The organism is Massilia sp. CT11-137, from assembly GCF_047302885.1.
Lineage (GTDB): Bacteria > Pseudomonadota > Gammaproteobacteria > Burkholderiales > Burkholderiaceae_D > Telluria > Telluria orientalis.
Genome location: NZ_JBKYMP010000001.1, coordinates 1,273,234 through 1,295,724, shown reverse-complemented (window position 1 = coordinate 1,295,724; position 22,491 = coordinate 1,273,234). Strand labels below are relative to the sequence as shown.

16 protein-coding genes and 1 tRNA gene are annotated in these 22,491 nt (G+C 60.6%); 2 read left to right on the top strand and 15 right to left on the bottom strand.

Going from position 1 to position 22,491, the window contains the following annotated elements:
- Positions 1–2: 2 nt before the first annotated feature.
- From ACEN98_RS05895 to ybiB, 12 genes are all read right to left on the bottom strand, one after another.
- The gene (locus ACEN98_RS05895; RefSeq protein WP_413382447.1) at positions 3–2,780 is read right to left on the bottom strand and encodes a DNA methyltransferase; all 2,778 of its coding nucleotides are present in this window, start codon (positions 2,778–2,780) and stop codon (positions 3–5) included.
- A 96-nt stretch (positions 2,781–2,876) separates the two neighbouring features.
- Positions 2,877–3,299, bottom strand: a complete 423-nt coding sequence (locus tag ACEN98_RS05890; protein ID WP_413382444.1) for a hypothetical protein — start codon at positions 3,297–3,299, stop codon at positions 2,877–2,879.
- A 49-nt stretch (positions 3,300–3,348) separates the two neighbouring features.
- Positions 3,349–7,089 (bottom strand): DUF6079 family protein, encoded by a 3,741-nt coding sequence (locus ACEN98_RS05885; protein ID WP_413382441.1) that lies wholly within the window; start codon positions 7,087–7,089, stop codon positions 3,349–3,351.
- 22 nt (positions 7,090–7,111) lie between these two features.
- Positions 7,112–7,567 (bottom strand): BREX-3 system P-loop-containing protein BrxF, encoded by a 456-nt coding sequence (gene brxF / locus ACEN98_RS05880; protein ID WP_413382438.1) that lies wholly within the window; start codon positions 7,565–7,567, stop codon positions 7,112–7,114.
- A 10-nt stretch (positions 7,568–7,577) separates the two neighbouring features.
- Entirely contained in the window at positions 7,578–8,492 is a 915-nt protein-coding gene (locus ACEN98_RS05875) for a WYL domain-containing protein (protein WP_413382435.1), read from the bottom strand.
- 736 nt (positions 8,493–9,228) lie between these two features.
- Positions 9,229–9,307 (bottom strand) — tRNA-Ile (locus tag ACEN98_RS05870).
- A gap of 99 nt (positions 9,308–9,406) precedes the next feature.
- Positions 9,407–11,617: an RNA polymerase sigma factor RpoD gene (gene rpoD, locus ACEN98_RS05865; RefSeq protein ID WP_413337599.1), complete on the bottom strand. Its 2,211-nt coding sequence runs from the start codon at positions 11,615–11,617 to the stop codon at positions 9,407–9,409.
- A 269-nt stretch (positions 11,618–11,886) separates the two neighbouring features.
- Entirely contained in the window at positions 11,887–13,689 is a 1,803-nt protein-coding gene (dnaG, locus tag ACEN98_RS05860; RefSeq protein WP_413382432.1) for a DNA primase, read from the bottom strand.
- A 151-nt stretch (positions 13,690–13,840) separates the two neighbouring features.
- Positions 13,841–14,290, bottom strand: coding sequence for a GatB/YqeY domain-containing protein (locus tag ACEN98_RS05855; RefSeq protein WP_413337597.1), 450 nt, complete (start codon positions 14,288–14,290; stop codon positions 13,841–13,843).
- A 129-nt stretch (positions 14,291–14,419) separates the two neighbouring features.
- The gene (rpsU, locus tag ACEN98_RS05850) at positions 14,420–14,632 is read right to left on the bottom strand and encodes a 30S ribosomal protein S21 (RefSeq protein ID WP_005665410.1); all 213 of its coding nucleotides are present in this window, start codon (positions 14,630–14,632) and stop codon (positions 14,420–14,422) included.
- A 106-nt stretch (positions 14,633–14,738) separates the two neighbouring features.
- Complete coding sequence (locus ACEN98_RS05845; RefSeq protein WP_413382429.1) at positions 14,739–15,950, bottom strand: NAD(P)/FAD-dependent oxidoreductase; 1,212 nt, start codon at positions 15,948–15,950, stop codon at positions 14,739–14,741.
- Positions 15,951–16,097: 147 nt separating this feature from the next.
- Positions 16,098–17,072: a DNA-binding protein YbiB gene (gene ybiB, locus ACEN98_RS05840; RefSeq protein WP_413382426.1), complete on the bottom strand. Its 975-nt coding sequence runs from the start codon at positions 17,070–17,072 to the stop codon at positions 16,098–16,100.
- A 98-nt stretch (positions 17,073–17,170) separates the two neighbouring features.
- Here ybiB and ACEN98_RS05835 point away from each other — a divergent pair, with 98 nt between their 5' ends.
- The gene (locus tag ACEN98_RS05835) at positions 17,171–18,232 is read left to right on the top strand and encodes a 3-deoxy-7-phosphoheptulonate synthase (protein ID WP_413382424.1); all 1,062 of its coding nucleotides are present in this window, start codon (positions 17,171–17,173) and stop codon (positions 18,230–18,232) included.
- Positions 18,233–18,323: 91 nt separating this feature from the next.
- On the top strand, positions 18,324–19,361 hold the full coding sequence (tsaD, locus tag ACEN98_RS05830) for a tRNA (adenosine(37)-N6)-threonylcarbamoyltransferase complex transferase subunit TsaD (protein ID WP_413382421.1): 1,038 nt from the start codon (positions 18,324–18,326) through the stop codon (positions 19,359–19,361).
- Positions 19,362–19,459: 98 nt separating this feature from the next.
- Here tsaD and ACEN98_RS05825 read toward each other — a convergent pair whose 3' ends face one another.
- Genes ACEN98_RS05825 through ACEN98_RS05815 form a run of 3 tightly spaced genes read right to left on the bottom strand, consistent with a single transcriptional unit; the run spans position 19,460 to position 22,363 of the window.
- Complete coding sequence (locus ACEN98_RS05825; protein ID WP_413382418.1) at positions 19,460–20,266, bottom strand: ABC transporter ATP-binding protein; 807 nt, start codon at positions 20,264–20,266, stop codon at positions 19,460–19,462.
- Positions 20,263–21,117: a nitrate ABC transporter permease gene (ntrB, locus tag ACEN98_RS05820; protein ID WP_413382416.1), complete on the bottom strand. Its 855-nt coding sequence runs from the start codon at positions 21,115–21,117 to the stop codon at positions 20,263–20,265. Before ntrB ends, ACEN98_RS05825 begins: the two co-directional genes overlap by 4 nt.
- Before the next feature lie 13 nt (positions 21,118–21,130).
- Positions 21,131–22,363: a CmpA/NrtA family ABC transporter substrate-binding protein gene (locus ACEN98_RS05815; RefSeq protein ID WP_413382413.1), complete on the bottom strand. Its 1,233-nt coding sequence runs from the start codon at positions 22,361–22,363 to the stop codon at positions 21,131–21,133.
- Positions 22,364–22,491 lie beyond the last annotated feature (128 nt).

The window sequence follows — 22,491 nt, the reverse complement described above, 5'->3', positions numbered from 1 at the left end:
ACTCAGATCCCGTCTTCGGTACGGGTCAGCGCGAGGTCATAGAGGGTGAGCAGCTTCTCGTCCTCTTGCAGCGTTTCCTGTGGCAGCTTGTTGGCGATACTGATGATGGACTTGTAATCCTTAGCGGCCCACGCAGCGCGGAAGCCAGCACGCAGCACCTCCAGACGCGACTCCTTGATCTTGCGACCTGTGAACGACCGATAGACTTCGAATTCCTTAAGTAGCCCCTTCTCGCGCTTCTTCTCCAGGTCTTGTACTTTGTTCGGGTCCGGCACATACCAGCGATCCTTGGCCTTGGCCACTAGCGCCGGACTGTTCTTCTCTAGGCCGCGCAGATCTTTGTAGTTGGTCGAGAGGTAGCTATGAATTTGGCTCGGCACCTCGTCAGTACCGTCGTAGCGCAAGAAGTTGTCGTCAAGCAGCTGATCCAACTCTGGAATGATCTCGCCCTTGCGCTTGGCCGACCCGATCTGCGGAATGTACTCGGGGTGAATCTCCGACCGAGTTGATGGGCGCTTGAGCAGGAAGTTGGTGAGCCAGTCTATGGCACTGCGCTCATCGGACACGAACAACTCCGCCTGCTTAACTTGGGGAATGCGCGACCGAGCCTTCTCGTATTCGGCCAGTTGGTCGGGTAGGAATACCATACCGTCCATCTCGCGAAAACGAACTGGCAGCTCACCCAAAAACTCCGGCGTTGAGATTGGCACCATTGCGCCATGGCGGATGAACCAGGATGCCATGCGGTCATAGATGCGGCGCGGATCCCGCTCCACAATGTTCAACAACTCCTGCGGGTAGCCATTTGAGACCTTTACTGCTGGCAGTTGCTTGAGGTGCGTCTGAACAAAGTCCCATACTGATTCGACGGTCGCCCCATTTCGGTTGAAGCGATCTTCTAGGCCTCCATTTGGCTTGTATGCTGAAATAATCAAATCCTGTTTGACTGCATTCGGAGACGTAACTTGCTGGAAGCTTCCCAATTTCTTATCCAATGCGGTAACTTCTGCAACCACGAAACCAACCTGCTGGAGAGATACCTGAATGGCATTCCAAACTGCAGCTCGGCTGTTGGAAAAAATGATGGTTATCCAGCGGCCTGGCTTGAGCACCCGGTAGTACTCAGCAAAGCAGCTCTTCATCAAATGCTGGTACTCCGGTACTCCCTTTTCGCGCACGCGGTCGACGATCGCTTCTGGGGTGGCATCGGTGGTCACGCCATGCCATGATTCGACGAGAATATTTAAGTCAGCGTAGTAAATATTTTCCCCAAACGGCGGGTCTGTGAATATATAGTCGATGCTGTTAGAAGGTATGCTCAAGTTGGCAGCAGTACCTGTTGTGACGCACGCCGCTCCAGCGGCCCTGTTAAATTTTGCGAACACCTTTGCAATGCGGTCTCCACGTGCTCCTATCGCATACCAAGGGGACACTTCGCAAATCTGAGACGGCACGTAAAACACCCCGGGCAAGTATTTATTGACCTGCTTAAATCCTTGCGGCTGGAATCGATTCATCACTGAAGTTGTCCATATCGCCTGTTCAACAAAAAAGAGCAGTGCCTGACGCATCCGCGCATCAGGATTGGCCTTTGCCTTTTTCCATAAAAGGCCAAGTACTTGAGCAGCACGAGGCAGGAACATATAGTGAGTTGCAATCGTATTTGTCGTCCGCATCCTGCCGACTCTGGTCATCTGGCAGTCCGGCAATACGGTGGTTGGCACCTCGTCCGGCAGCGGTAAACCCTTAATCGTTTCTAGAAGCGCGAGATCCGCAGTATCGGGGCGCTTCGTAAAAGTCGTCTTGCCGACTTTGTAATTGATGAGTGTTGGCAAGCGCTTTGGTCTTTTCTCGACCTTGCCCGTCGAACTATCTAAGAAGGATTCAAATGTAAGCTCCATTTGCTCCTTTGTCGATGTAGCTCCGCAATGCGGGCACGCAAGCATATTTGCAACCCGAGCCTTTGTTTCATCCATTGCCGCATCGGTAAAAATTATTTCGCCCGAGCAGGATGCACAGCTGAAAACCTCACTCCAAATGGTGAACTCTACGCGCGCCTTTGTGACATTGTCGGAATGCAGCGTTTCGTACATCCACCCAATCTCTTGCTCAACTTCCCTAAATATCTTCTTTACTTCTTCCGAAAAGACAATGACATCAAACGGAATGTTGTAATTCGCGGAAATGAACGTAGCCGCTGGTGATAGATCGTTCAGAATTACTCGACGTGCCCCCCATTTTGGAGCTTCCTTGCCTCGTTTTTTCCATTCAGTTTCAAGCTCGTGCCGATAAACCGACGCAGCTGCTCCACACCACTGAGCGGCTACTCCTGTCATTCCCGAGCCGGCGAACGCATCGAGCACAAGGTCCCCGGGGTTAGTAAAGTGCAAGATCGATGGCACGATTGCTAAGTGGGGTACCTTCGTGTGATACGCATGTGCCTGATATATCGGATCAGTCTTGCCAACTGATACATCGATAGTTTCAGGCTCGCGACTATAGTTCACGTGCGGATCGTAAGGCTTGCCGTAGTGGCGCACGAAGTCTTCGAGGAACGGGTTCGGACACGCAGTGTAATACGGAGGGTCTGACATCGCCAAAATGGCTTCATCCGTGCCTTGGGGGAATCCTTGGATCTTTCGGAATTCATGATCTTTCAGTTTCTCCGCCAAAATCGCCCTAAAGTATTCGCGCCGAGCTTGGTCACTCGAAAACTCTAGGCCTAGGCATTCAATGGAGCCGCTTTTTGTCTCGGGACTGTTCTCAAAAAGATTGTTCATCGATAGGCTCGCGGATTCATGTCGTTACGGATTGGTCTTCTCATTGCTTCAAACTGTCGTACGTTGATCATATTTTTGAACTGAGAACTTTCAACCTTAAAAATAACCATATGCTCTCCCCTCGGCCCCACTAGTAATTCCTTTGACGACCGACTTTGCCTTCCATTCTTTGTGCTTTTCCGAATTTACTTCGTCCACAAAAATAACATAGACATATGACTTCCCGATCTTTCGCCTCTCGAGAAAGATAACGCGCCCCTGATAATCAACCCCACCCTTTGCCTTAGTAATCAGTCCAAGTCGCCAGATATTGGCCCATTGACCATAATCCTGCGCTCTGTTTGTGAAGGGGCAAAACGCCTTCGTCTCTTTGTCGTAGGCAATAAACACTTTCGCTGATGAACGAGCTTGATCATCAAAGAATTTGGCAAGGTCATCTGAAAATTCGATTTGATTTCTTGAGCCGCCAGACATGTCTCCGGCTTCGATCCACAGATAGGTCGCTGTATTGACTAACATTCTTTCTCCTCGATCTTCTTGCACTAATCCGGTCTATGGTTTGCAATTGCTATTCAATGACGAACCGCAGCTTGGAGGCGTCTTTGCCCTTGCAGCGCTCGTTCATAAAGGTGTCGAAGCGCTTGCGCAGATCGTCGGGCGCGGCTGGCGAGCCGCCTTGCAGCAGCGCCTGCTTGATCTCGTCTCCCTTGACCGCGATCTTCTCCAGCCCTGACAGCGCCTCCTGCACGGCATTGACGAACTCGGTGGTCATTGGGTCCGGCAGGTTGCGCGAGGTCAGGAAAGCGTCGATCAGCTTTTTGGACGCGGGCGGCAACAGACTCAAGCTGTCCTGCGTGAACGGGTCTTCCAGGTTCTCTAGCATGGTTTGCTGCCAGTTACCCACCAACTGATCGAGGTCATCGTCCAGCTTGTGCAAGCGGTTGGCCGCTGGGATCAGCTCCAACTGCTCGGCAGAGGGGCGGAACTGGCAGTGCGGGCAGATGGCGGCCGTGATCAAGGTGGGCTCATCCAGCGAGGAACAGCTCTTCAGGCCGTTGAGCGAGTCCTCGAAGGCAGTGAGTTGGCTGGTGGGCATCAGCGATACGCCTGCCAACACGCGCAGCGCCAGTAGGCGGTCGTCCTTGCGCAGGGCGTTGAGGGTCTTGTCTTCGGCCACACCCAGCCGCGCCTTGCTGTGGCTGGCGATGTAGGCGGTGATGTAATCCTTCTTGAGCTGGTTAAGCGTCTGCCGGTATTCAGCGGCGTGCTCGGCGGTGCGGTCTTGGCTCAGCTTCTCCTGTAGTGCCTTGCGGGCGGCTTCGGCCTGCTTTACCCACGGGTGTTCGGTGGGCAGTACAATTTCGGCCTGCGAGAGGTAGGACGCCGTACTGCCGAGCTCCACCACTAATTCGAGCAGACGCTCGACGGCGGCCAGGATCTCCAGATTCTTCTTCTGGCCGTCCAAATCCTCCTGCGTGACGCGTAGGTTCTTGAGCTTGCCGACGGTGTTGTACGGCGTCAGCGACTCGGTGAACTTTTTCAGCGCATCCAGCCGAGCGTGCCAGTCTTTGGCTTCTTCCTCGCGCAGCAGGTTCTGGCCCCAGAAGCCCAGCTTGCCTTGCTGCAGATCGGAGCCGGCCTTGAGCACGCGCGGCACCAGCGCGCTGACTTTCTCCTGCAGTTTGATGACCGGCTCGGTATCACCCTGGCTGGCCTTCTGAGCCAGGCCGGACGGCAGGTCGAACAGTTCGAACAGGGCGCGCAGTACCGCGAGGTTGATCTCCTTGGGCGCTTCAACATGTTTGAACTGCTTGAGTTCTTCCAGCGAGCGTTCCGCCAGTTGGGTCAGTTTGCCCGAGTCGATCTTATCGCCAGTGATCGACAGCACGATGTCGCCGGAGTAGACCAGCCCGCCCAGCACAGTGACCAGCATATCCGGTTCCAGCCGGTACTTGATCGGCGCGAAATACTCGACGTCAGACGTGCCCGACAGCAGTTCGCTGCGGTTGAGCACCTGGCCGTGGCCCTTGGCCTTAAGCCGGTTCAGTACTTCCTGCGCGTAACGGGAGTTGGCCGGATCGACGCGGTCGCCATCGAGCAACTCCAGCGCATCGAGTACCGCGAGCGCGTCCTTGGTGCGAGTGCCACCGGCCAGGGCGCGCAGCGCGTTGCCGATCAGTTGCTTGCGATTGGCCTCGGTGACCAGCACCGAGAAAGTAGGGTATTCCGGCGAGAGATCGACAAAACGCTGGCCCAGTACCAAGCCTGAAATGACGTTCACCACGTCGCGGAAGTTGATGCGTTCGTCCGTACCCAGCCGCGCCCGGTCACGCAGCGACACGCCTTTGGCCCACTCCTGCAGGTTCTTTTTCTTGCCCTGGTAGGTGACCTCGAAGGCGGTCATCTGCTTTTCCTGCAGCCACTTGCTCATGGCGCGCAGAAAGTCCTGTGCCTTGGAGAGGTAGATTGCCTTGGCGCCGCCACTGGCGGTGGATGCCAGATCAAGCGCCGCCGCGTAGGACGACAAGTGTCGCTTGAGATCGTCGTCCAGCCCGGTGAGCCGGAAGAAGACCTCGTCCGACAGGCTATTGTCGGCGAACTTCGGCTTGTCGAAGGGCTGGATGAAGTAGACGTAGAAGTCACGTTCGGGCTGCGCCGTGGGCCGATCGTTCGGCGCCCCGAAGAACAGGTAGCCCATGCGTTCGACGCGGCGCTCCTGCCATTCGAGCTGGTACTGCCAAATCTGGAAGCCGGGGTAGCGCAGGTCGTCGCTGCACTCCATCAGCGCTTTGACGGCGCTGTAATAGGCGCGGTCGAGTGCGTCGTCGGACAGGGCTTCGGCGCGTTTTTCGATCTGCGCGTCGTAGTCGATGTCCTTCTTGAGGTCGAGGTAGTACTGCTCGGTGTCCGGCGCCTTAGAGATGAACTGGCCGTTGACAGTCTTCAGCACTTCCCGCATCACGGTCTGGACCATCGACAGCAGGTTCTCGGCCGGATCGCCCGGCATGTCATCCACGCCCGGCTGGAACAGACACAAAGCGTCTCGCAGTTCGGCAGCCGTGGGGCCAATGGGTACATGGATGTCGCCGCCCGTGGTCAAGCGGTGGACGGCCAACGCGTTGATGACGCGCAACGCCATGGCTCTGTAGGCCGGGCGCGTGAAGGCCTGCTGCACGCGGGACTCCAGCACTTCGGAGACGCGCATGACTTCCTTGATGTTGGGGTCAGCGCGTAGGACCGAGTTCGCCTTTATGGTGTTCCAGAAGCTCTCATAGCTGATGAACAGCGGCTTGTCGGCGGGCACTTCCAGGTCGAGGATGGCCAGCATGGCGGCCTCAATGGTCTTGAGCGCGCCACGCTTCTCAGTGAAGTGGACCTGCTCGAAGGTCTTAAGGTAGTCCGGGTGAACCGGGAACAGTCGCACGTACTCATCCATGCGCTCGTTCATGGAGCCGTAGAACTTGGCGAACGGCGTGAGGTATTCGCGGATCTTGTTCTGCTGGTCGGCAGTCTTCTTGAGCAGACGCGCAGAGACGACGAAGCTGACATCCTGGCGGTCGATCAGGATCTGGGTGAAGCGCTCGTTGACGCGGCGCATGCTGTCGGCAACGTGCTGGAAGCGCACGCTGTCGAAAATCGCCTCCTGCACGCCAGCCACGAAGCGAAACTTCAGGTGTTTGGTAACTTCGCCGATCTGACGGAGGATGGCCAGGTCCTGGACCAGCTCGTGGTCGCGGCGGGACTGCAGGTACTCCAGGAACTCGTCGACCACTAGCAGCACGCCCTGGCCCGGAAATTTCTCGCCGAAGGCCGTCATCATCTCCTCGAAGGAGTCCTTGTTATTGAGCTCCTTGTCGGCCGTCGGAAATGTGTAGTCGACACCGAGCTTTTCGAGGAAACGCTCAAGCTGCAGGGTAATGATCTGGCGCAGCGGCATTTGCAGTCCGCCCACCTCGATGCGCAGCACCTTGAAGCGGCCAGCGATCGGGGCAACCGCCTCAGCCACCTTGGGGTGGCGGATCATCGGCGCGTAAGCAGCATCTTCGGCCACCAGCGACAGCACCGACATCAAGTGCGACTTACCAGTGCCGTAGTTGCCGACGATGAGTACGCCCTTGTGATCGACCGACTCATCGAAACTGAGCTGGGGAACCATGAGCTTGGAGATTCGCTCGGCCATGTCGTCGGAGATCACGTAAGTCGCGACGAGCTTCTGCGCCTCGTCCGGGCGCCCCGCATCGAGCAGCTGAATAACTGACTCTATCTGCTCGAACTGGATCAGATCTCTATATTTCATGTTCTTGGTCATATGATTTTCTTTTCCCGTAGCTTCAAATTTCGAGTACGACTACGCCGTCGCCGCTGTAGTCACGATGTTCTGGGTGGCTCATGTCCGCATACCCCAAACGATCCGCGCGTAGTTCACCCGGCCAGACTGCCACGACGCGCTTGGAATGAGCCAGCCGCCTGACGAGGTCAAGCGGATTAATCTGCAAGCTTGGCTCGAACAACAACTCCAGGTTGTCGAGCAGCAGCGGGGCTTCAGTTCGCTCCTTGTCCGCAATCTCCCGCAGGAGTTCACCGGCGGAGAAGCCTCGCTCACTGTTTGGCGTGGCGGCCAAACGGCGCCCCAGCTGCAGGCCGACGTTGAGTGGCTCGATGTTGAGCTTAGCGCCGAGCTGGCGGAGCAGTTGGGTTTTGCCACTGCGGCTGGGACCGACCAGTAGGATCAACTTGCTATTGAGGTCATCGATTTCGCCGATGAGCTGTTGGAGTTTTGCGAGCATGCGTATTCCCTCAGTCCGACTCGGATTCGAGCCGCTGTTGGTCGGGGGAGCGGTAACCCGGCGCCAGCACGGCATTACGCACACCGTAGATGGCAAGGGGGTCTTTCAACCAAAGCCGATACTCATGCCCGCGTAGGCTGTGGTCTGGAGAGCAGTCCACACTCCATTTGCGCAGGATGTATCCGGCCGTGGCGGCCCGCAGCTTCATCCGCAGCACACCGTCGCGCATGCCGTAATCCATTTCGGTAATCTCCGGCCGGCATTGATCCGGGTGCGGCACCAACTCCAGTTCTACGATCCTAGTCCACTGAATATCTTGATCGCTCATCTCGTGGAGCGTCACGGGCTGCCCCTTCAGAACCGCGGCGCGCTTGATCCGGATGATGACGAAATCCCGGAACTCCTGGGACTTCCGGTCGAAGGCACGGACGTGCCAACGAAGTCCGTTGTCGATCAAGGCGAACGGGACGATCTCCCGCTCAGTGCAACCACTGGACATGGAGATGTACTCAATGGCGAGCGGACATTTCTGATGGATTGCACGGGTCACGCTTGCCACAACATCCAGATCCGGATGTATAAGTCGGGATGGGCTTTCGCTAAGTACCCATGCTTTGAGCGGCATCGGCTCGCCATCACCAAAGCCCTGGGTAAGCCACGAAAGCACCCGCTCTGCGGGGAAGTCGAAGACTGGCTGAAATCTTGCCCCTTGAACGTAGAACTTGCCCTTGGAGTCGTAATCAATGTTGTCGGAGGCAATCTTCTTGTATAGAGCCAGATCCCTAGATGCGGCGGAAGATTGTATTCCAAATCGGGCGACTAAGTCCTGGCGGCGTATCTCCCCGATGAAGCGCACGCGCAATTCCACGAACGAGAGGCGATCACGTTGTGGCTGAGTTAATTGTGCAAGTACTTCGGTTGACATCTTTGGACCAGGTACCCATTGCGCGGGCCACTGTATAGTTATTTCCTAAAGTATATGGCTTGCTCAAAAGTACGTCCATGAGATTTTTTTGATCCAATATACGTCGCATAATGATACGCGTTCGACGAAACTAGTTTCAACCGGCCCAACGCCGAATTACTTGCGTCTTCAATCACAAATCATGCGGATGCTGGGTATCCATTAGGACCCAGGCTCATGCGATTTAAAAGCGGCTTGCGCCAGAAGATTGACGTTCTACAATCAAATCACTATTTGCTTTAGAAGGGTCTCTATGCCACTCGACTTGACCGACATGAGCGACGATGCTTTCGCCGACTCGTTGCGCGATTTAGGCGGCCACGCCACAGGCGACGGCCTGAACGACGAACACTTGGTAGAGCTTCTAAGCACAACGCTTCGGGAAGCTATGCCAGAAGCCCGAGCCCGGGGATTAGTCGACTTGGCGAACTTGTGTTACGCCATGGCCGATAAGGCGTTGGGCTCACGGACGCCTTCCGCTAGATGTTTAAAGATTGTGGTAAGCGTCGGCCAACGCCAGTAAGCACCGGCTGATGGGCCTGGGAAGCATCGTCGACCGGTCGAATTGCCACACCGCGAGCTGCTTAGTTGAAAGAATTTACTTACACAGCCGTTACACAGCTCAGCGCGTTACACAGAAAGGGAATCAGGGGCCGCAATGACCATCATATAAGCCCCTGATTTTTTGAGGATATTTTGGTAGGCCTCCCCGGAGTCGAACCGGGCACCAACGGATTATGAGTCCGCTGCTCTAACCAGGCATGAGCTAGAGGCCCGAAACTGGTACATCCGAAGACGCTAAAAACTCGCCACTTGTGGTCGCGAAGCGGCCGAAGTGGCGAGAGGATATTGTGTTAGCGTAGGTCCGTCAAGCCTCAGCCGCTGTTGTTCTCGAGGAAGCTCTTCAGCTTGTCGGAACGCGACGGGTGGCGCAGCTTGCGCAGCGCTTTCGCTTCGATCTGGCGGATGCGTTCGCGCGTCACGTCGAATTGCTTGCCGACCTCTTCCAGCGTGTGGTCGGTCGACATTTCGATGCCGAAGCGCATGCGCAGCACCTTCGCTTCGCGCGGCGTCAGCGAGTCGAGCACGTCCTTGACCACACCGCGCATCGAGGCGTGCAGCGCCGCGTCCGAAGGCGCCAGCGTGTTGTTGTCCTCGATAAAGTCGCCAAGATGCGAATCGTCGTCGTCACCGATCGGCGTTTCCATCGAGATCGGCTCTTTCGCGATCTTCATGATCTTCCGGATCTTATCTTCCGGCATTTCCATCTTGATCGCGAGGGTGGCCGGATCCGGCTCGGCGCCCGTTTCCTGCAGGATCTGGCGCGAGATCCGGTTCATCTTGTTGATCGTTTCGATCATGTGCACCGGAATACGGATCGTGCGCGCCTGGTCCGCGATCGAGCGGGTAATGGCCTGGCGGATCCACCACGTTGCATACGTCGAGAATTTATAGCCGCGACGGTATTCGAACTTGTCCACCGCCTTCATCAGGCCGATATTGCCTTCCTGGATCAGGTCGAGGAATTGCAGGCCGCGGTTCGTGTATTTCTTCGCGATCGAGATGACGAGACGCAGGTTAGCTTCCGTCATTTCGCGCTTGGCCTTGCGCGCCTTCATTTCACCGGCCGCCATCTGGCGGTTGATGTTGCGCAGGTCCGGCAGCGGCAGGACGACGCGGGCTTGCAGGTCGATCAGGCGTTGCTGTAACTCCTTGATCGTCGGGATATTGCGGCCGAGGATCGCGCTGTACGCGTGGCCGGCGTTCACTTCGCCGTCGACCCAGTCGAGGTTCGTCTCGTTGCCCGGGAAGACCTTGATGAAGTGGGCGCGCGGCATGCCGCAGCGGTTCACGGCCACGTCCAGGATCTGCTTCTCGATGTGGCGCACTTCGTCGACCTGGCCGCGCAGGGTGTCGCACAGCTTCTCGACGACCTTGGCCGTGAAGCGGATGCCGAGCAGTTCGTTCGAGATCGCTTCCTGGGCCTTGACGTAGCCGTCGGAGTTATAGCCCTGCTTCTCGTAGGCCTTGCGCATCTTGTCGAACTGCTGTTCGATTTCGCGGAATTTGTCGAGAGCCGAGTTCTTCAGCTGCTCGAGCTGTTCGGCGGAATAGCCGGCCGCGCCGGAACCCGCGTTCGCCTCTTCTTCCTCTTCCTCTTCTTCCTCTTCCTCGTCGTCGTCCTCATCGTCGTCGGACTCGGTCGACGCCGGAGCGACGGCCGCCGGGGACGTCGCTTCGTCCTCTTCCGGGTCGACCATGCCGTCGACGATTTCGTCGATCTTGATCTCGTCCTGCTCGATGCGGCGGGCGGCGTCGATGATCTCGGCGATCGTCACCGGGCAGGCGGAGATCGCCTGGATCATGTCGCGCAGGCCGTCTTCAATGCGCTTGGCGATCTCGATCTCGCCTTCGCGGGTCAGCAGTTCGACCGAGCCCATCTCGCGCATGTACATGCGCACGGGGTCCGTCGTGCGGCCGAAATCGGAGTCGACGGTCGACAGCGCCGCTTCGGCGGCGGCCTCGGCTTCGTCATCGCTGGTGACGGTGGCGACGTTATCGGACAGCAGCAGCGTTTCGGCATCGGGCGCGTGCTCGTAGACGGCAATGCCCATGTCGTTGAACGTGCCGATGATGCCTTCGATCGCTTCCGGATCGACGATGTTGTCCGGCAGATGGTCGTTGATCTCGGAATACGTGAGGAAGCCGCGCTCCTTGCCCGACTTGATCAGGGCCTTGAGCTTCTGGCGGCGGATTTCCAGTTCCTCTTCGCTCGCTTCCGTGTCCGACGAGAACGCATCTTTCAGCAGCGCTTTTTCCTTGGCCTTGCGGTCCTTGGCCTTGGCCTTGTCGACCGCTTTCAGCTCGGCGCGCTCGACCGCGTTCAGGGCGGCGACTTCATCGTTCTCGGGCGTGAATTCCTTGGGCTTGCGGCCACGGCGGCCTGGCACCTTGACGGCCGGCAGCACGTAGCCCGACGTATCGATTGCGGCGAGGGCTTCCGCATCGGTCGTCTGGTTGACTGGGGCGACACCCGCAACGCGAGCTTCCGCCTTGTCTTGCGAATTGTCCACTTTAGCGGACATTCTGGTGGATTTGGTAGCCACTTTGGTTTCGGGTTTCTTGGTTGGCACAGGCGCTTTCGAAGTCACAACGACCACTTTACGATGGTTAAAGATAAAGTTTTGTTACCTTACATCACGCTGCAGGCACATACTGTTTGCCCCACTAACTGAAACACCTCGCCTGAATTGTCACGAAAAATCGTTTCAATGCTTGCAATAGTTAGCGTTTTATTATAGCACGCGCCCCTGTTCTTTCCAGTCAAGAACGGCGCCTCGGCAACCCTCCCCGATCAGGTGAATTTCGCAGGGGTGTCGTTCGCTGCCTCCCGGGCCAAGAGGTCCTGCTGAGCTGTGATTTCGCGATAGCGGGCACTCACCTGATCTGGGGTCAATCCGGAAGAAAACAACTGGTTCAACTCCTGTTTCAGCACGTCCATCTTGACTTGCCTCACAGCACTCGTCAGCCACACGCGGTCCGCGTCGATATCCGATTCGGGTTCGACCGCGATCGATGCGATCAGGTTGTCGTACTCCGAACTCGCTTCCTTCAATTGCTCGGACAACGCGGCGAACGTACCGTTCGGTCCCAACGCCTGCGCCATCGCCACGAGCTGGCGCAGGCGTTCGGCCTGCTCGGTGCCGAAGTGGTCGAAGGCGCGCAAGGCCGACTCGTCCAGGCCCACCGCCAGCGCCGGATGCGACACCAGGATGCGCGACATCTGCAATTCCAGGCCGACCGGTTCCGGACGCCCCTGGCGCGGCGGCGCCTTCCTGGCCACCGCCACCGGCTTGGACAATTCAAACAACGTTTCGATCTCCGCCGGCGTTGACTCCGTCAGGTTCGCCAGGCCGCGCACGATCTGCAGGCGCAAGGCCGACGGCGTCATCGCCTGCAGCAGCGGTTTCGCGTCGAACTGGACGCGCGCCCGGCCTTCCGGCGTGTCGAGATCATGCTCCGTCGTAACCTCGCGCAACAGGAATTGCGACAGCGGCATCGCCTCGTTGATTTCCTGGGCGAATGCGTCCCCGCCGAATTCGCGCACATAGCTGTCCGGATCATGCTCTTGCGGCAAGAACAGGAACCTGATCGTCTTGTTGTCCGTCACTTGCGGCAGACACGCTTCCAGCGCGCGGCGGGCGGCGCGGCGGCCGGCCTTGTCGCCGTCGAAGCTGAAGATGACGTTGTCCGTCTGGCGCAGCAGCTTTTGCACGTGGGTACTGGTACACGCCGTGCCGAGCGTCGCGACGGCTTGCGGAAAGCCGAGCTGGGCCAGCGCGACGACGTCCATATAACCTTCGGTCACCAGCACGTAGCCGGCGTCGCGGATCGCCTGGCGCGCCTCGAACAGGCCGTACAGTTCATGTCCCTTCTGGAACAGCGGGGTTTCCGGCGAGTTCAGGTATTTGGGTTCGCCACCGTCCATCACGCGGCCGCCGAAGCCGATCACCTGCCCTTTCGTGTTCCGGATCGGGAACATGATCCGTTCACGAAAACGGTCGTACCGCTTCTTGTTGTTGCCATCTTCGTCGACCTTGTCGATGACGAGGCCGGATTCGACGAGCGCCAGCGCATCGTAGTCGCGGAAGACGGAACGCAGATTGTCCCAACCGCCCGGCGCATAGCCGAGGCCGAAGCGGGCGGCGACCTCTCCCGTCAGGCCGCGGCCTTTCAGATAGGCGATGGCGTTCGGCGCCGTGCGCAGCTGGGCGCGGTAGAAGTCGCAGGCCTGGTTCAGCGCGTCCGTCAGCGCCAGGGTCTGTGCCTGCTGGGCGGCGCGCTGGGCCGGCGGGATCTTGTCGTCCTCCTGGGGCACGATCATGCCCACGCTTTGTGCGAGGTCCTTGACGGCGTCGACGAAGCCCATGCCCGAGTATTCGATCATGAAGCCGATGGCGGTGCCGTGGGCGCCGCAGCCGAAGCAGTGATAGAACTGCTTGGTCGGGCTGACGGTGAAGCTGGGGGATTTCTCGTTGTGAAACGGACAAAGCCCCATGTAATTGGCGCCGCCCTTTTTCAGCTGCACGTAACGCCCCACCACGTCGACAATGTCAACGCGGTTGAGCAGATCGGTAATGAATGATTGCGGAATCACTTGATCTAACTAACAGTATTTGTCTCAGGTCAGACTATACCGCAGGGCTCGTTACAAGTTGATTTGCAACAATGCAACATGGCGTTGCCGCTCCGGTGCATCAAAAACAGACACGGCCGTGGCGGCGGTGCCGCAGCCGTGCCACCAGGCATCAGCCGCCTGCGAGCGCTTTCTTGACCTGGGCCGAGACGGCCGTCATGTCGGCGCGGCCGGCCAGTTTCGGTTTCAGGATGCCCATCACCTTGCCCATGTCCTGCGGACCGGCGGCGCCCGATGCGGCGACGGCTGCGGCCACTTCGGCGGCGACTTCCTCATCCGACAGGCCGGCCGGCATGTAGGCCGACAGCACGGCCAGTTCCGACTTTTCCTTGTCGGCCAGATCCTGGCGGCCGCCATTTTCGAACTGGGTGATCGAATCCTTGCGCTGCTTGATCATCTTTTCGACGACGGCCACCACCTGCGCATCGTCCAGCTCGATGCGTTCGTCCACTTCTTTCCGCTTGATCTCGGCGATCAGGAGACGGACCGTGGTAAGACGCTCGCTGTCCTTGGCGCGCATGGCGGCTTTCATGTCGTCGGTGATTTGGTCTTTCAAGCTCATGGATACTCCGTTCGATAGGGACAAAAGGCAAAAACCCGCTGCGGCACAACCGGAGCGGGCTTCGTCGAATTCAGGCTTTGCAACGCCGGGACTGGCAGTGGCCGTCACCGGGGAAAGCGTGAATATAAATCAGTACAGCTTCTTCGGCAGTTGCTGGCTGCGGATGCGCTTGTAGTGACGCTTCACGGCAGCGGCCAGCTTGCGCTTGCGCTCTGCGGTCGGCTTCTCGTAGAACTCGCGTGCGCGCAGTTCAGTCAGCAGACCGGTTTTTTCGATAGTGCGCTTGAAGCGACGCATAGCGACTTCGAACGGCTCGTTTTCTTTAAGGCGGATAGTGGTCATGTAAAAATGAAACCGTTGGATTTAGGGAAGAACGAAATTCTAACAGCTTTTCAACTTCTGTGCGAAGTTTTTCATCAGTGTGCAAAGTTGCCACATGGCTGCTTTTTTACTCGATTGCCCCGCCCGCCGCGACGCCGGAAGCCCATGCCCACTGGAAGTTATAGCCGCCGAGCCAACCCGTCACGTCGACCGTCTCGCCGATGAAATACAGGCCCGGGACAGTGTTCGCCATCATCGTCTGCTGCGACAGTTCGCGCGTATCGACGCCACCCAGGGTCACCTCGGCCTTTTTATAGCCTTCCGAACCGGTCGGGACGATGGCCCAGCGGTTGATCGCATCGCCCAGCTTGCGCAATTTCGCGTCGGCCATGTCCGGCAAGCGCGCATCCGGTGCGAGGCCATTGCCGGTCAGCAGGCCTTCGGCGAGGCGCGTCGGCAGCCATTGCGACAAGATATTGCCCAGCTGTTTTTTCACCGTCGTCTTCATGGCAATCAGCTCTTCCGCCACATCCATTTCCGGCAGCAGATTCAGTACGATGGGCGTGCCCGGCTGCCAGTAGCTGGAGATTTGCAGGATGGCCGGGCCGGACAGGCCGCGGTGCGTGAACAATAAGTCTTCGCGGAAATAGCCGTACTTCGCGTTCCGGCCCTTCTTCGATCCCGTCGTCACGTCCACTTCCAGCGCGATGCCGGCCAGCGGCACGAACGGTTGCCAGCTGGGACCGTCGAACGTGAGCGGCACGAGGCCCGGGCGCGTCTCGACAATTTTCAGATCGAAATGCTTCGCGATGCGATAGCCGAGATCCGTCGCGCCGATCTTCGGGATCGACAGGCCGCCCGTTGCGACCACGACATTGCTCGCGAGGATGGGCTCGCCATCCGTGTCGATGCGGAATCCTTCCGCGTTCTTCGTGACGCCGGCCACCTTGCACGGCATGCGCCACTGCACGCCGCCCGCGTCGCACTCCGCCTTCAGCATGGCGATGATCTGTTCGGACGAGTCGTCACAGAACAGCTGGCCGCGGTGTTTTTCGTGGTACGCGATGCGATGCTTCTTGACGAGCGCGAGGAAATCCTGCGGGGTGTAGCGCGACAGCGCGCTGCGGCAGAAATGCGGATTCTCGGACAGGAAATTCTGCGGGCCGGCGTTGATGTTGGTGAAGTTGCAGCGCCCGCCGCCCGAGATGCGGATTTTTTCCGCCAGCTTGCCGGCGTGGTCGACCAGCAGGACGCGCTTGCCGCGCTGGGCCGCGGTGGCGGCGCACATCATGCCGGCGGCACCGGCGCCGATGATCGCCACGTCGTAGTGTTTTGCCATGCCTATCCCGTTTATCGCGCGCAAAAAGGCATGATTGTACGGTAGGGTGGGCACCCTGTGCCCACGCGAATATCTGTGCGGTACGTTGGCGTTACGCGTGGGCACGTTTCATTTGCCCCCCGCCCCAAATGCCCACCCAACGGAGGATTACGCGGCGATACGTAACGCCCGCGCCACCTGCACGCACTGTGCCACCTGCGCCGCGATCGGCGGCGGCACGGGCTGTTCACCGCGCAGCGCACGCCCGATCCAGTCGGCGGTCGCCGCGGCGTCGCGGCCTTCCGGTGCGGGCGCCAGCTCGTCGGTCGGCGCGTCGCGTTCGACCAGCAGCGTCTTTTGTCCGGCGTGGAACCAGTTGATTTCCTGGGCGCGGTTGGCGTTCGCCACCGTCTCCCCTTCCGTGCCGCGCATGAGGAACGCGTCGCCGCGTTTGTGCGGGGCGGCCGTTTCGAAATACTCGGTCAGCATCGCCAGGTATTCCGGGTGCGTGTACGACACGAGGCGCAGCGCCGGGCCTTCGAACGGCTGCAGGATCTTGACGATCGTATGCGTGGAATTACGCACGCCGAGGATGCGGCGCAGCGACAACTGGTGCGCCAGTTCCGGCGCCAATAACTCGATCGGCATGAAGCACGGGCGGCCGGCGGCGAAGGCGTCCAGCATGTCGGCCGTGGAGCCGCTCGGGCCGATGCCCATCTCGGCGAAGATCTCGGCCGTCGTCACGCGGCCCGGGTCTTCCTGCACGCCGTGCACGAGCACCGGCACGCCCGCGCGCGCGAGGAGCAGCGCCAGCAGCGGCGTCAGGTTGGCCAGCTTGCGCGCGCCGTTGTAGCTGGGGATCAGCACGGGCGAGAAATCGCCGGGCGGCGCGGGCAGCGGTGCGAACGAGCTTTCCGCCGCGTCCATGAAGCCGGCGATTTCTTCGACGGACTCGCCCTTGATGCGCATCGCGAGCAGGATGCCGCCCAGTTCCAGGTCGGACACCCGCCCGTCGAGCATGGCGGCGTAGAGCAGTTTCGCATCCTCGCGCGACATGCTGCGCGCGCCTTTTACGCCGCGGCCGATCTCCTTGATGAAGCGGGCCGCCGGGAAGGGATTTTGGGAGGTGTTGGTCGTGTCCATGATGACAGGATACCATGCAACATTTTTGAGCAGGAGGATGCACGGTGTAAGATTTCAGGCTAGACTCAACGATCCCCTCTGGAATAAATACGATTGCCATGCTGATCACGCCCGATATCGAAAACACCAACGTCACCTCGTTCGCGACCATGCCGACGCCGAGCGAGCTGCATAAAAAGCTGCCGCTGACGGACAAGGCCTTCACCACCGTGATGAAGGGCCGCGAGACCCTGCGCAACATCCTCGACCGCAAGGACAAGCGCCTGTTCGTGGTCGTCGGCCCCTGCTCGATCCACGATCCGGTCGCGGGCCTCGACTATGCGCGCCGCCTGAAGGCGCTGCAGGCCGAGGTGGAAGACACGATGGTGCTCGTGATGCGCGTGTATTTCGAAAAGCCGCGCACCACGACCGGCTGGAAGGGCTATATCAACGATCCGTTCATGGACGACTCGTTCCGCGTGGACGTCGGCATGGAGCGCGCGCGCCAGTTCCTGCTCGACGTGTGCGAACTGGGCCTGCCGACGGCCACCGAAGCGCTCGACCCGATCTCGCCGCAATACCTGGGCGACCTGATCGCGTGGACCGCGATCGGCGCACGCACGACCGAATCGCAGACGCACCGCGAGATGTCGTCGGGCCTCTCCACGCCGGTCGGCTTCAAGAACGGCACCGACGGCGACGTCAGCATCGCCATCAACGCCGTGCTGTCCTCGTCCAGCCCGCACTCCTTCCTGGGCATCAACGGCCAGGGCGGCGTGTCGATCGTGCGCACCCGCGGCAACGCCTACGGCCACGTCGTGCTGCGCGGCGGCGGCGGCCGTCCGAACTACGACTCGGTCTCGGTCGCGATCGCCGAGCAGGCGCTCAAGAAGGCCGGCCTGCCCGCGAACCTCGTCGTCGACTGCTCGCACGCCAACAGCTATAAAAAGCCGGAGCTGCAGCCGCTCGTCATGTCGGACGTGATCCAGCAGATCAGGCACGGCAACCAGTCGCTCGTCGGCGTGATGATCGAATCGAACATCGTCGGCGGCAGCCAGCCGATTCCGAGCGATCTGTCGCAGCTGAAGTACGGCTGCTCCGTCACCGACGGCTGCATCGCCTGGGACGATACCGAGACCATGCTGCGCAACGCACACAAGGAATTGCTGGAGCGGCCGTGATGCCCTGGCGGGCCAATGCAGGTACAATGGCAGATTGCGCGCCGCCCCGGCGCGCCGATCTTGTCTACCTCACACTGTTCCTTGCTTGCCCATGATTGTCCTCGGCGTCGAATCCTCCTGCGATGAAACCGGCCTGGCTCTGTACGACACGGAGCGCGGCCTGCTGTCCCACGCACTGCACTCGCAGGTCGCGATGCACGAGGAATACGGCGGCGTGGTGCCGGAACTGGCGTCGCGCGACCACATCCGGCGCGCGCTGCCGCTGCTGGAACAGGTGCTCGCGAAGGCCGGCCTGCCGATGGAACGCATCGACGCCATCGCCTACACGCAGGGCCCCGGCCTCGCGGGCGCGCTGCTGGTGGGATCGTCCGTCGCCTGCAGCCTCGCGCTGGCGCTGGATAAACCCGTGCTGGGCGTGCACCACCTGGAAGGCCACCTGCTGTCGCCGCTGCTCGCGACCGAGCGGCCGGAATTCCCGTTCGTCGCCCTCCTCGTCTCTGGCGGCCACACGCAGCTGATGCGCGTCGATGGCGTCGGCCGCTACACCCTGCTGGGCGAGACGCTGGACGACGCGGCCGGCGAAGCGTTCGACAAATCGGCCAAGCTGCTGGGCCTCGGCTACCCGGGTGGCCCGGCCATTTCGCGCCTGGCGGAATTCGGCGATCCGGAAGCGTATAAACTCCCGCGCCCGATGCTGCACTCGAAAGACTTCAACTTCAGCTTCTCGGGCCTCAAGACGGCCGTGCTGACCGTCGTGAAGAACAACGCAAGCGACATCGCGAACGTGTGCGAGCAGGACAAGGCCAACATCGCGCGCGGCTTCGTCGATGCCATCGTCGACGTGCTGACGGCGAAGTGCGTGCTCGCGCTGAAGCACACCGGATTGAAACGCCTCGTGATCGCAGGCGGCGTGGGCGCGAACCGCCAGCTGCGCGCGTCGCTGAACGAGGCGGCCGCGAAGAAGCGCTTCAAGGTCTACTACCCCGAACTCGAATTCTGCACCGACAACGGCGCGATGATCGCGTTCGCGGGCGCGCTGCGCCTGGAGCGCAATCCGGACGCGGCGCAGCGCGACTACGCATTCAACGTGCGCCCGCGCTGGCCGCTGGACGAAATCGAGCCGGCCTGATTCGACGCACAGTGTAGCCATGGGCACGGGGTGCCCACCCTACTACAATACACGACCTGCCGTAGGGTGGGCTCCCCGAGCCCGCCATGCTTCATCCGTCAGGCCGCTTCCTTCGCCGGCCTCGCCTGCCGGTGATACAGGAACTCCAGCACCCGGGTCCGATACTCGTTGTACAGCGCATCGTGCGCCAGCGCGACGCGCTCGCGCGGCCGCGGCAGGCGCACGTCCACGATCTCGCCGATGGTCGCGGCCGGGCCGTTCGTCATCATCACGATGCGGTCCGACAGCAGCACCGCCTCGTCCACGTCGTGCGTGACCATCACGACCGTGGACTCCGTCTGGGCGACGATGCGCAGCAACTCGTCCTGCAAGTGCGCGCGGGTCAGCGCGTCGAGGGCGCCGAACGGCTCGTCCATCAGCAGCACCTTCGGTTCCGTCGACAGCGCGCGGGCAATGCCGACGCGCTGCTTCATGCCGCCCGAGATCTCGCTGGGCCGCTTCTGCGCCGCGTGCGTCAGGCCCACCAGCGCCAGCGCATCGGCCGTGCGGGTACGCAGTTGCTCCTTCCCTTCGCGGGCGCCGAACACGCGCTCGACGGCCAGGTAGACGTTCTCGAAACAGGTCAGCCACGGCAGCAGCGAATGGTTCTGGAACACGACCGCGCGCTCCGGCGCCGGTCCGGCGATCTCGCGGCCGGCGCAGATCAACACGCCCTCGCTGGCGCGCGTCAGGCCCGCCAGCAGGTTCAGCAACGTGGACTTGCCGCAGCCGGAGTGGCCGATCAGCGTGATGAACTCGCCCCGCGCCACCTTCAGGTTGACGTCGGTGAGCGCGTGGAAGCGGCCCTTGCGGGTGTCGAACAGCATCTCGACCTGCTGCACTTCGATGAATTTCGGTTCGCTCATGATCCACTCTCTTCGTAGGTGACGGCGCGGGCCAGTGCGACCAGCGCCTGCTCCAGCACCAGCCCGACCACGCCGATGACGACGATGGCGATGAGGATGTGCGGCACGTTCAGGTTGTTCCACTCGTCCCACACCCAGAAGCCGATGCCCACGCCGCCGGTCAGCATCTCGGCCGCGACGATCACCAGCCACGCCGTGCCGATCGCCAGGCGCACGCCGGTCAGCATGTACGGCAGCACCGCGGGCAGCAGGATCTTCGTGAAGACCTTCCACTCCGACAGGTTCAGCACCCTCGCCACGTTCATGTAGTCCTGCGGCACGCGCTGCACGCCGACGGCCGTGTTGATGATCATCGGCCAGATCGAGCAGATGAAGATGGCCCAGATGGCGGCCGGGTTCGCGGCCTTGAACACGAGCAGGCCGATGGGCAGCCAGGCCAGCGGCGACACGGGGCGCAGCAGGCTGACGATGGGATTGCACATGCCGGCCAGGAAGCGCGAGCGGCCGATCAGGAAGCCGAGCGGGATGCCCGCCGCCGCGGCGAGGCCGAAGCCCAGCGCCACCCGCTCGAGCGACGCGAGGATGTTCCAGCCGATGCCCTGGTCGTTCGGCCCGTTGCTGTAGAACGGGTCGGCGAACAGCTGGACGGCCGCCTGCCACGTGACGAAGGGCGACGGGAAGTTGCTGTTGTTCGCGGAGACGAGCTGCCATACCAGCACCAGCATGGCGAGACCCAGCACCGGCGGCAGCACTGCCAGCAACAGCGCGCGGCCGTTCGGCACACGCAGCGCCAGGGCACGCCGGGCAGGCACGGCGTGCGCGCCCGCTGTCGAATTCACGACGGTATTCATGATGTCCTCCGGTTCAGACCTTGATCTTGAAAGCGGCGGCATACGCGGCCGGGTTCTTCCCGTCCCACACCACGCCGTCGATGAGCTTCGCGGACCGCATCGGCGACTTCGGCACGTCGGCCTTCGCCATGGCGGCCGCCTCGCGGTACAGCGCGACCTGGTTGACGCTCGACGCCACGGCCAGGTAGTCCGGATCGGATTTGAGCAGGCCCCAGCGGCGGTGCTGGGTCATGAACCACATGCCGTCCGACAGGTACGGGAAGTTGACCGTGCCGTCGTTGTAGAACTTCATGGAGTTCGGGTCGTCCCACGTCTTGCCCAGGCCGTTCTGGTAGCGGCCCAGGATGCGCTGGTTGATCACGTCCACCGAGGTGTTGACATAGGATTTGTCGGCGATCGTCTCGGCCATCTTGACCTTGTTGGACATGTTCGCATCGATCCAGCGGCTGGCCTCCAGCACGGCGGCCACCAGGGCGCGCGCCGTGTTCGGGTATTTCTTGACCCATTCGAGCGACGTGCCGAGGGTCTTTTCCGGGTGGTCTTTCCAGATGTCCTGGGTGGTTGCGGCCGTGATGCCGACGCCGTCGACGATGGCGCGATGGTTCCACGGTTCGCCCACGCAGAAGCCGTCCATGTTCCCGACGCGCATGTTCGCCACCATCTGCGGCGGCGGCACCGTGATCACCTTGGCGTCCTTCATCGGGTTGATGCCGTAGCTGGCCAGCCAGTAGTACAGCCACATCGCGTGGGTGCCGGTCGGGAAGGTCTGGGCGAAGCTGTACTCGCGCTTGTCCGTGCTCATCACCTTCGCCAGCGACGGGCCGTCCACGGCTCTGGCGTCGGCCAATTTCTTCGACAGGGTGATGGCCTGGCCGTTCTGGTTCAGGCTCATCAGCACCGCCATGTCCTTCTTCGGACCGCCGATACCCATCTGCACACCGTAGATCAGGCCATACAGCACGTGGGCGGCATCCAGTTCGCCGTTGACCAGCTTGTCGCGCACGCTGGCCCACGACGATTCCTTGCTGGGGACAATCCTGATGCCGTACTTCTTGTCGAAGCCCAGCACGGACGCCATCACCACGGAGGCGCAATCGGTCAGGGGAATGAAGCCGACCTTCACTTCGGTCTTCTCGGGCTTGTCGGAGCCGGCGGCGAAGACCCCGCCGGAGACGAGTCCGGTGAGCGAGGCCGTGGCACCGGCGGCCAGCAGGCGGCGGCGGGTCGGATTGGTTGTATCGGTCATGTTGGTCCTTGTAGAAGGCAATCGAAAGAAGAGACAACGCTGCGGCGGCGGAGTGGCCAGCTCCGGCGCCCTCATGGTCAATACAGCAATTGCCGTGCCAACACGCAAATTGGTGCGTCGGCACCGTC

Coding starts and splice junctions, on each gene's coding strand:
- ACEN98_RS05825 (WP_413382418.1), bottom strand. CDS start 20,266: ATGAGCGAACCGAAATTCATCGAAGTGCAGCAGGTCGAGATGCTGTTC.
- ACEN98_RS05845 (WP_413382429.1), bottom strand. CDS start 15,950: ATGGCAAAACACTACGACGTGGCGATCATCGGCGCCGGTGCCGCCGGC.
- ACEN98_RS05895 (WP_413382447.1), bottom strand. CDS start 2,780: ATGAACAATCTTTTTGAGAACAGTCCCGAGACAAAAAGCGGCTCCATT.
- rpoD (WP_413337599.1), bottom strand. CDS start 11,617: ATGTCCGCTAAAGTGGACAATTCGCAAGACAAGGCGGAAGCTCGCGTT.
- rpsU (WP_005665410.1), bottom strand. CDS start 14,632: ATGACCACTATCCGCCTTAAAGAAAACGAGCCGTTCGAAGTCGCTATG.
- ACEN98_RS05885 (WP_413382441.1), bottom strand. CDS start 7,089: ATGACCAAGAACATGAAATATAGAGATCTGATCCAGTTCGAGCAGATA.
- ACEN98_RS05835 (WP_413382424.1), top strand. CDS start 17,171: ATGCTGATCACGCCCGATATCGAAAACACCAACGTCACCTCGTTCGCG.
- brxF (WP_413382438.1), bottom strand. CDS start 7,567: ATGCTCGCAAAACTCCAACAGCTCATCGGCGAAATCGATGACCTCAAT.
- tsaD (WP_413382421.1), top strand. CDS start 18,324: ATGATTGTCCTCGGCGTCGAATCCTCCTGCGATGAAACCGGCCTGGCT.
- ACEN98_RS05875 (WP_413382435.1), bottom strand. CDS start 8,492: ATGTCAACCGAAGTACTTGCACAATTAACTCAGCCACAACGTGATCGC.
- ACEN98_RS05855 (WP_413337597.1), bottom strand. CDS start 14,290: ATGAGCTTGAAAGACCAAATCACCGACGACATGAAAGCCGCCATGCGC.
- ntrB (WP_413382416.1), bottom strand. CDS start 21,117: ATGAATACCGTCGTGAATTCGACAGCGGGCGCGCACGCCGTGCCTGCC.
- ACEN98_RS05890 (WP_413382444.1), bottom strand. CDS start 3,299: ATGTTAGTCAATACAGCGACCTATCTGTGGATCGAAGCCGGAGACATG.
- ACEN98_RS05815 (WP_413382413.1), bottom strand. CDS start 22,363: ATGACCGATACAACCAATCCGACCCGCCGCCGCCTGCTGGCCGCCGGT.
- ybiB (WP_413382426.1), bottom strand. CDS start 17,072: ATGGACACGACCAACACCTCCCAAAATCCCTTCCCGGCGGCCCGCTTC.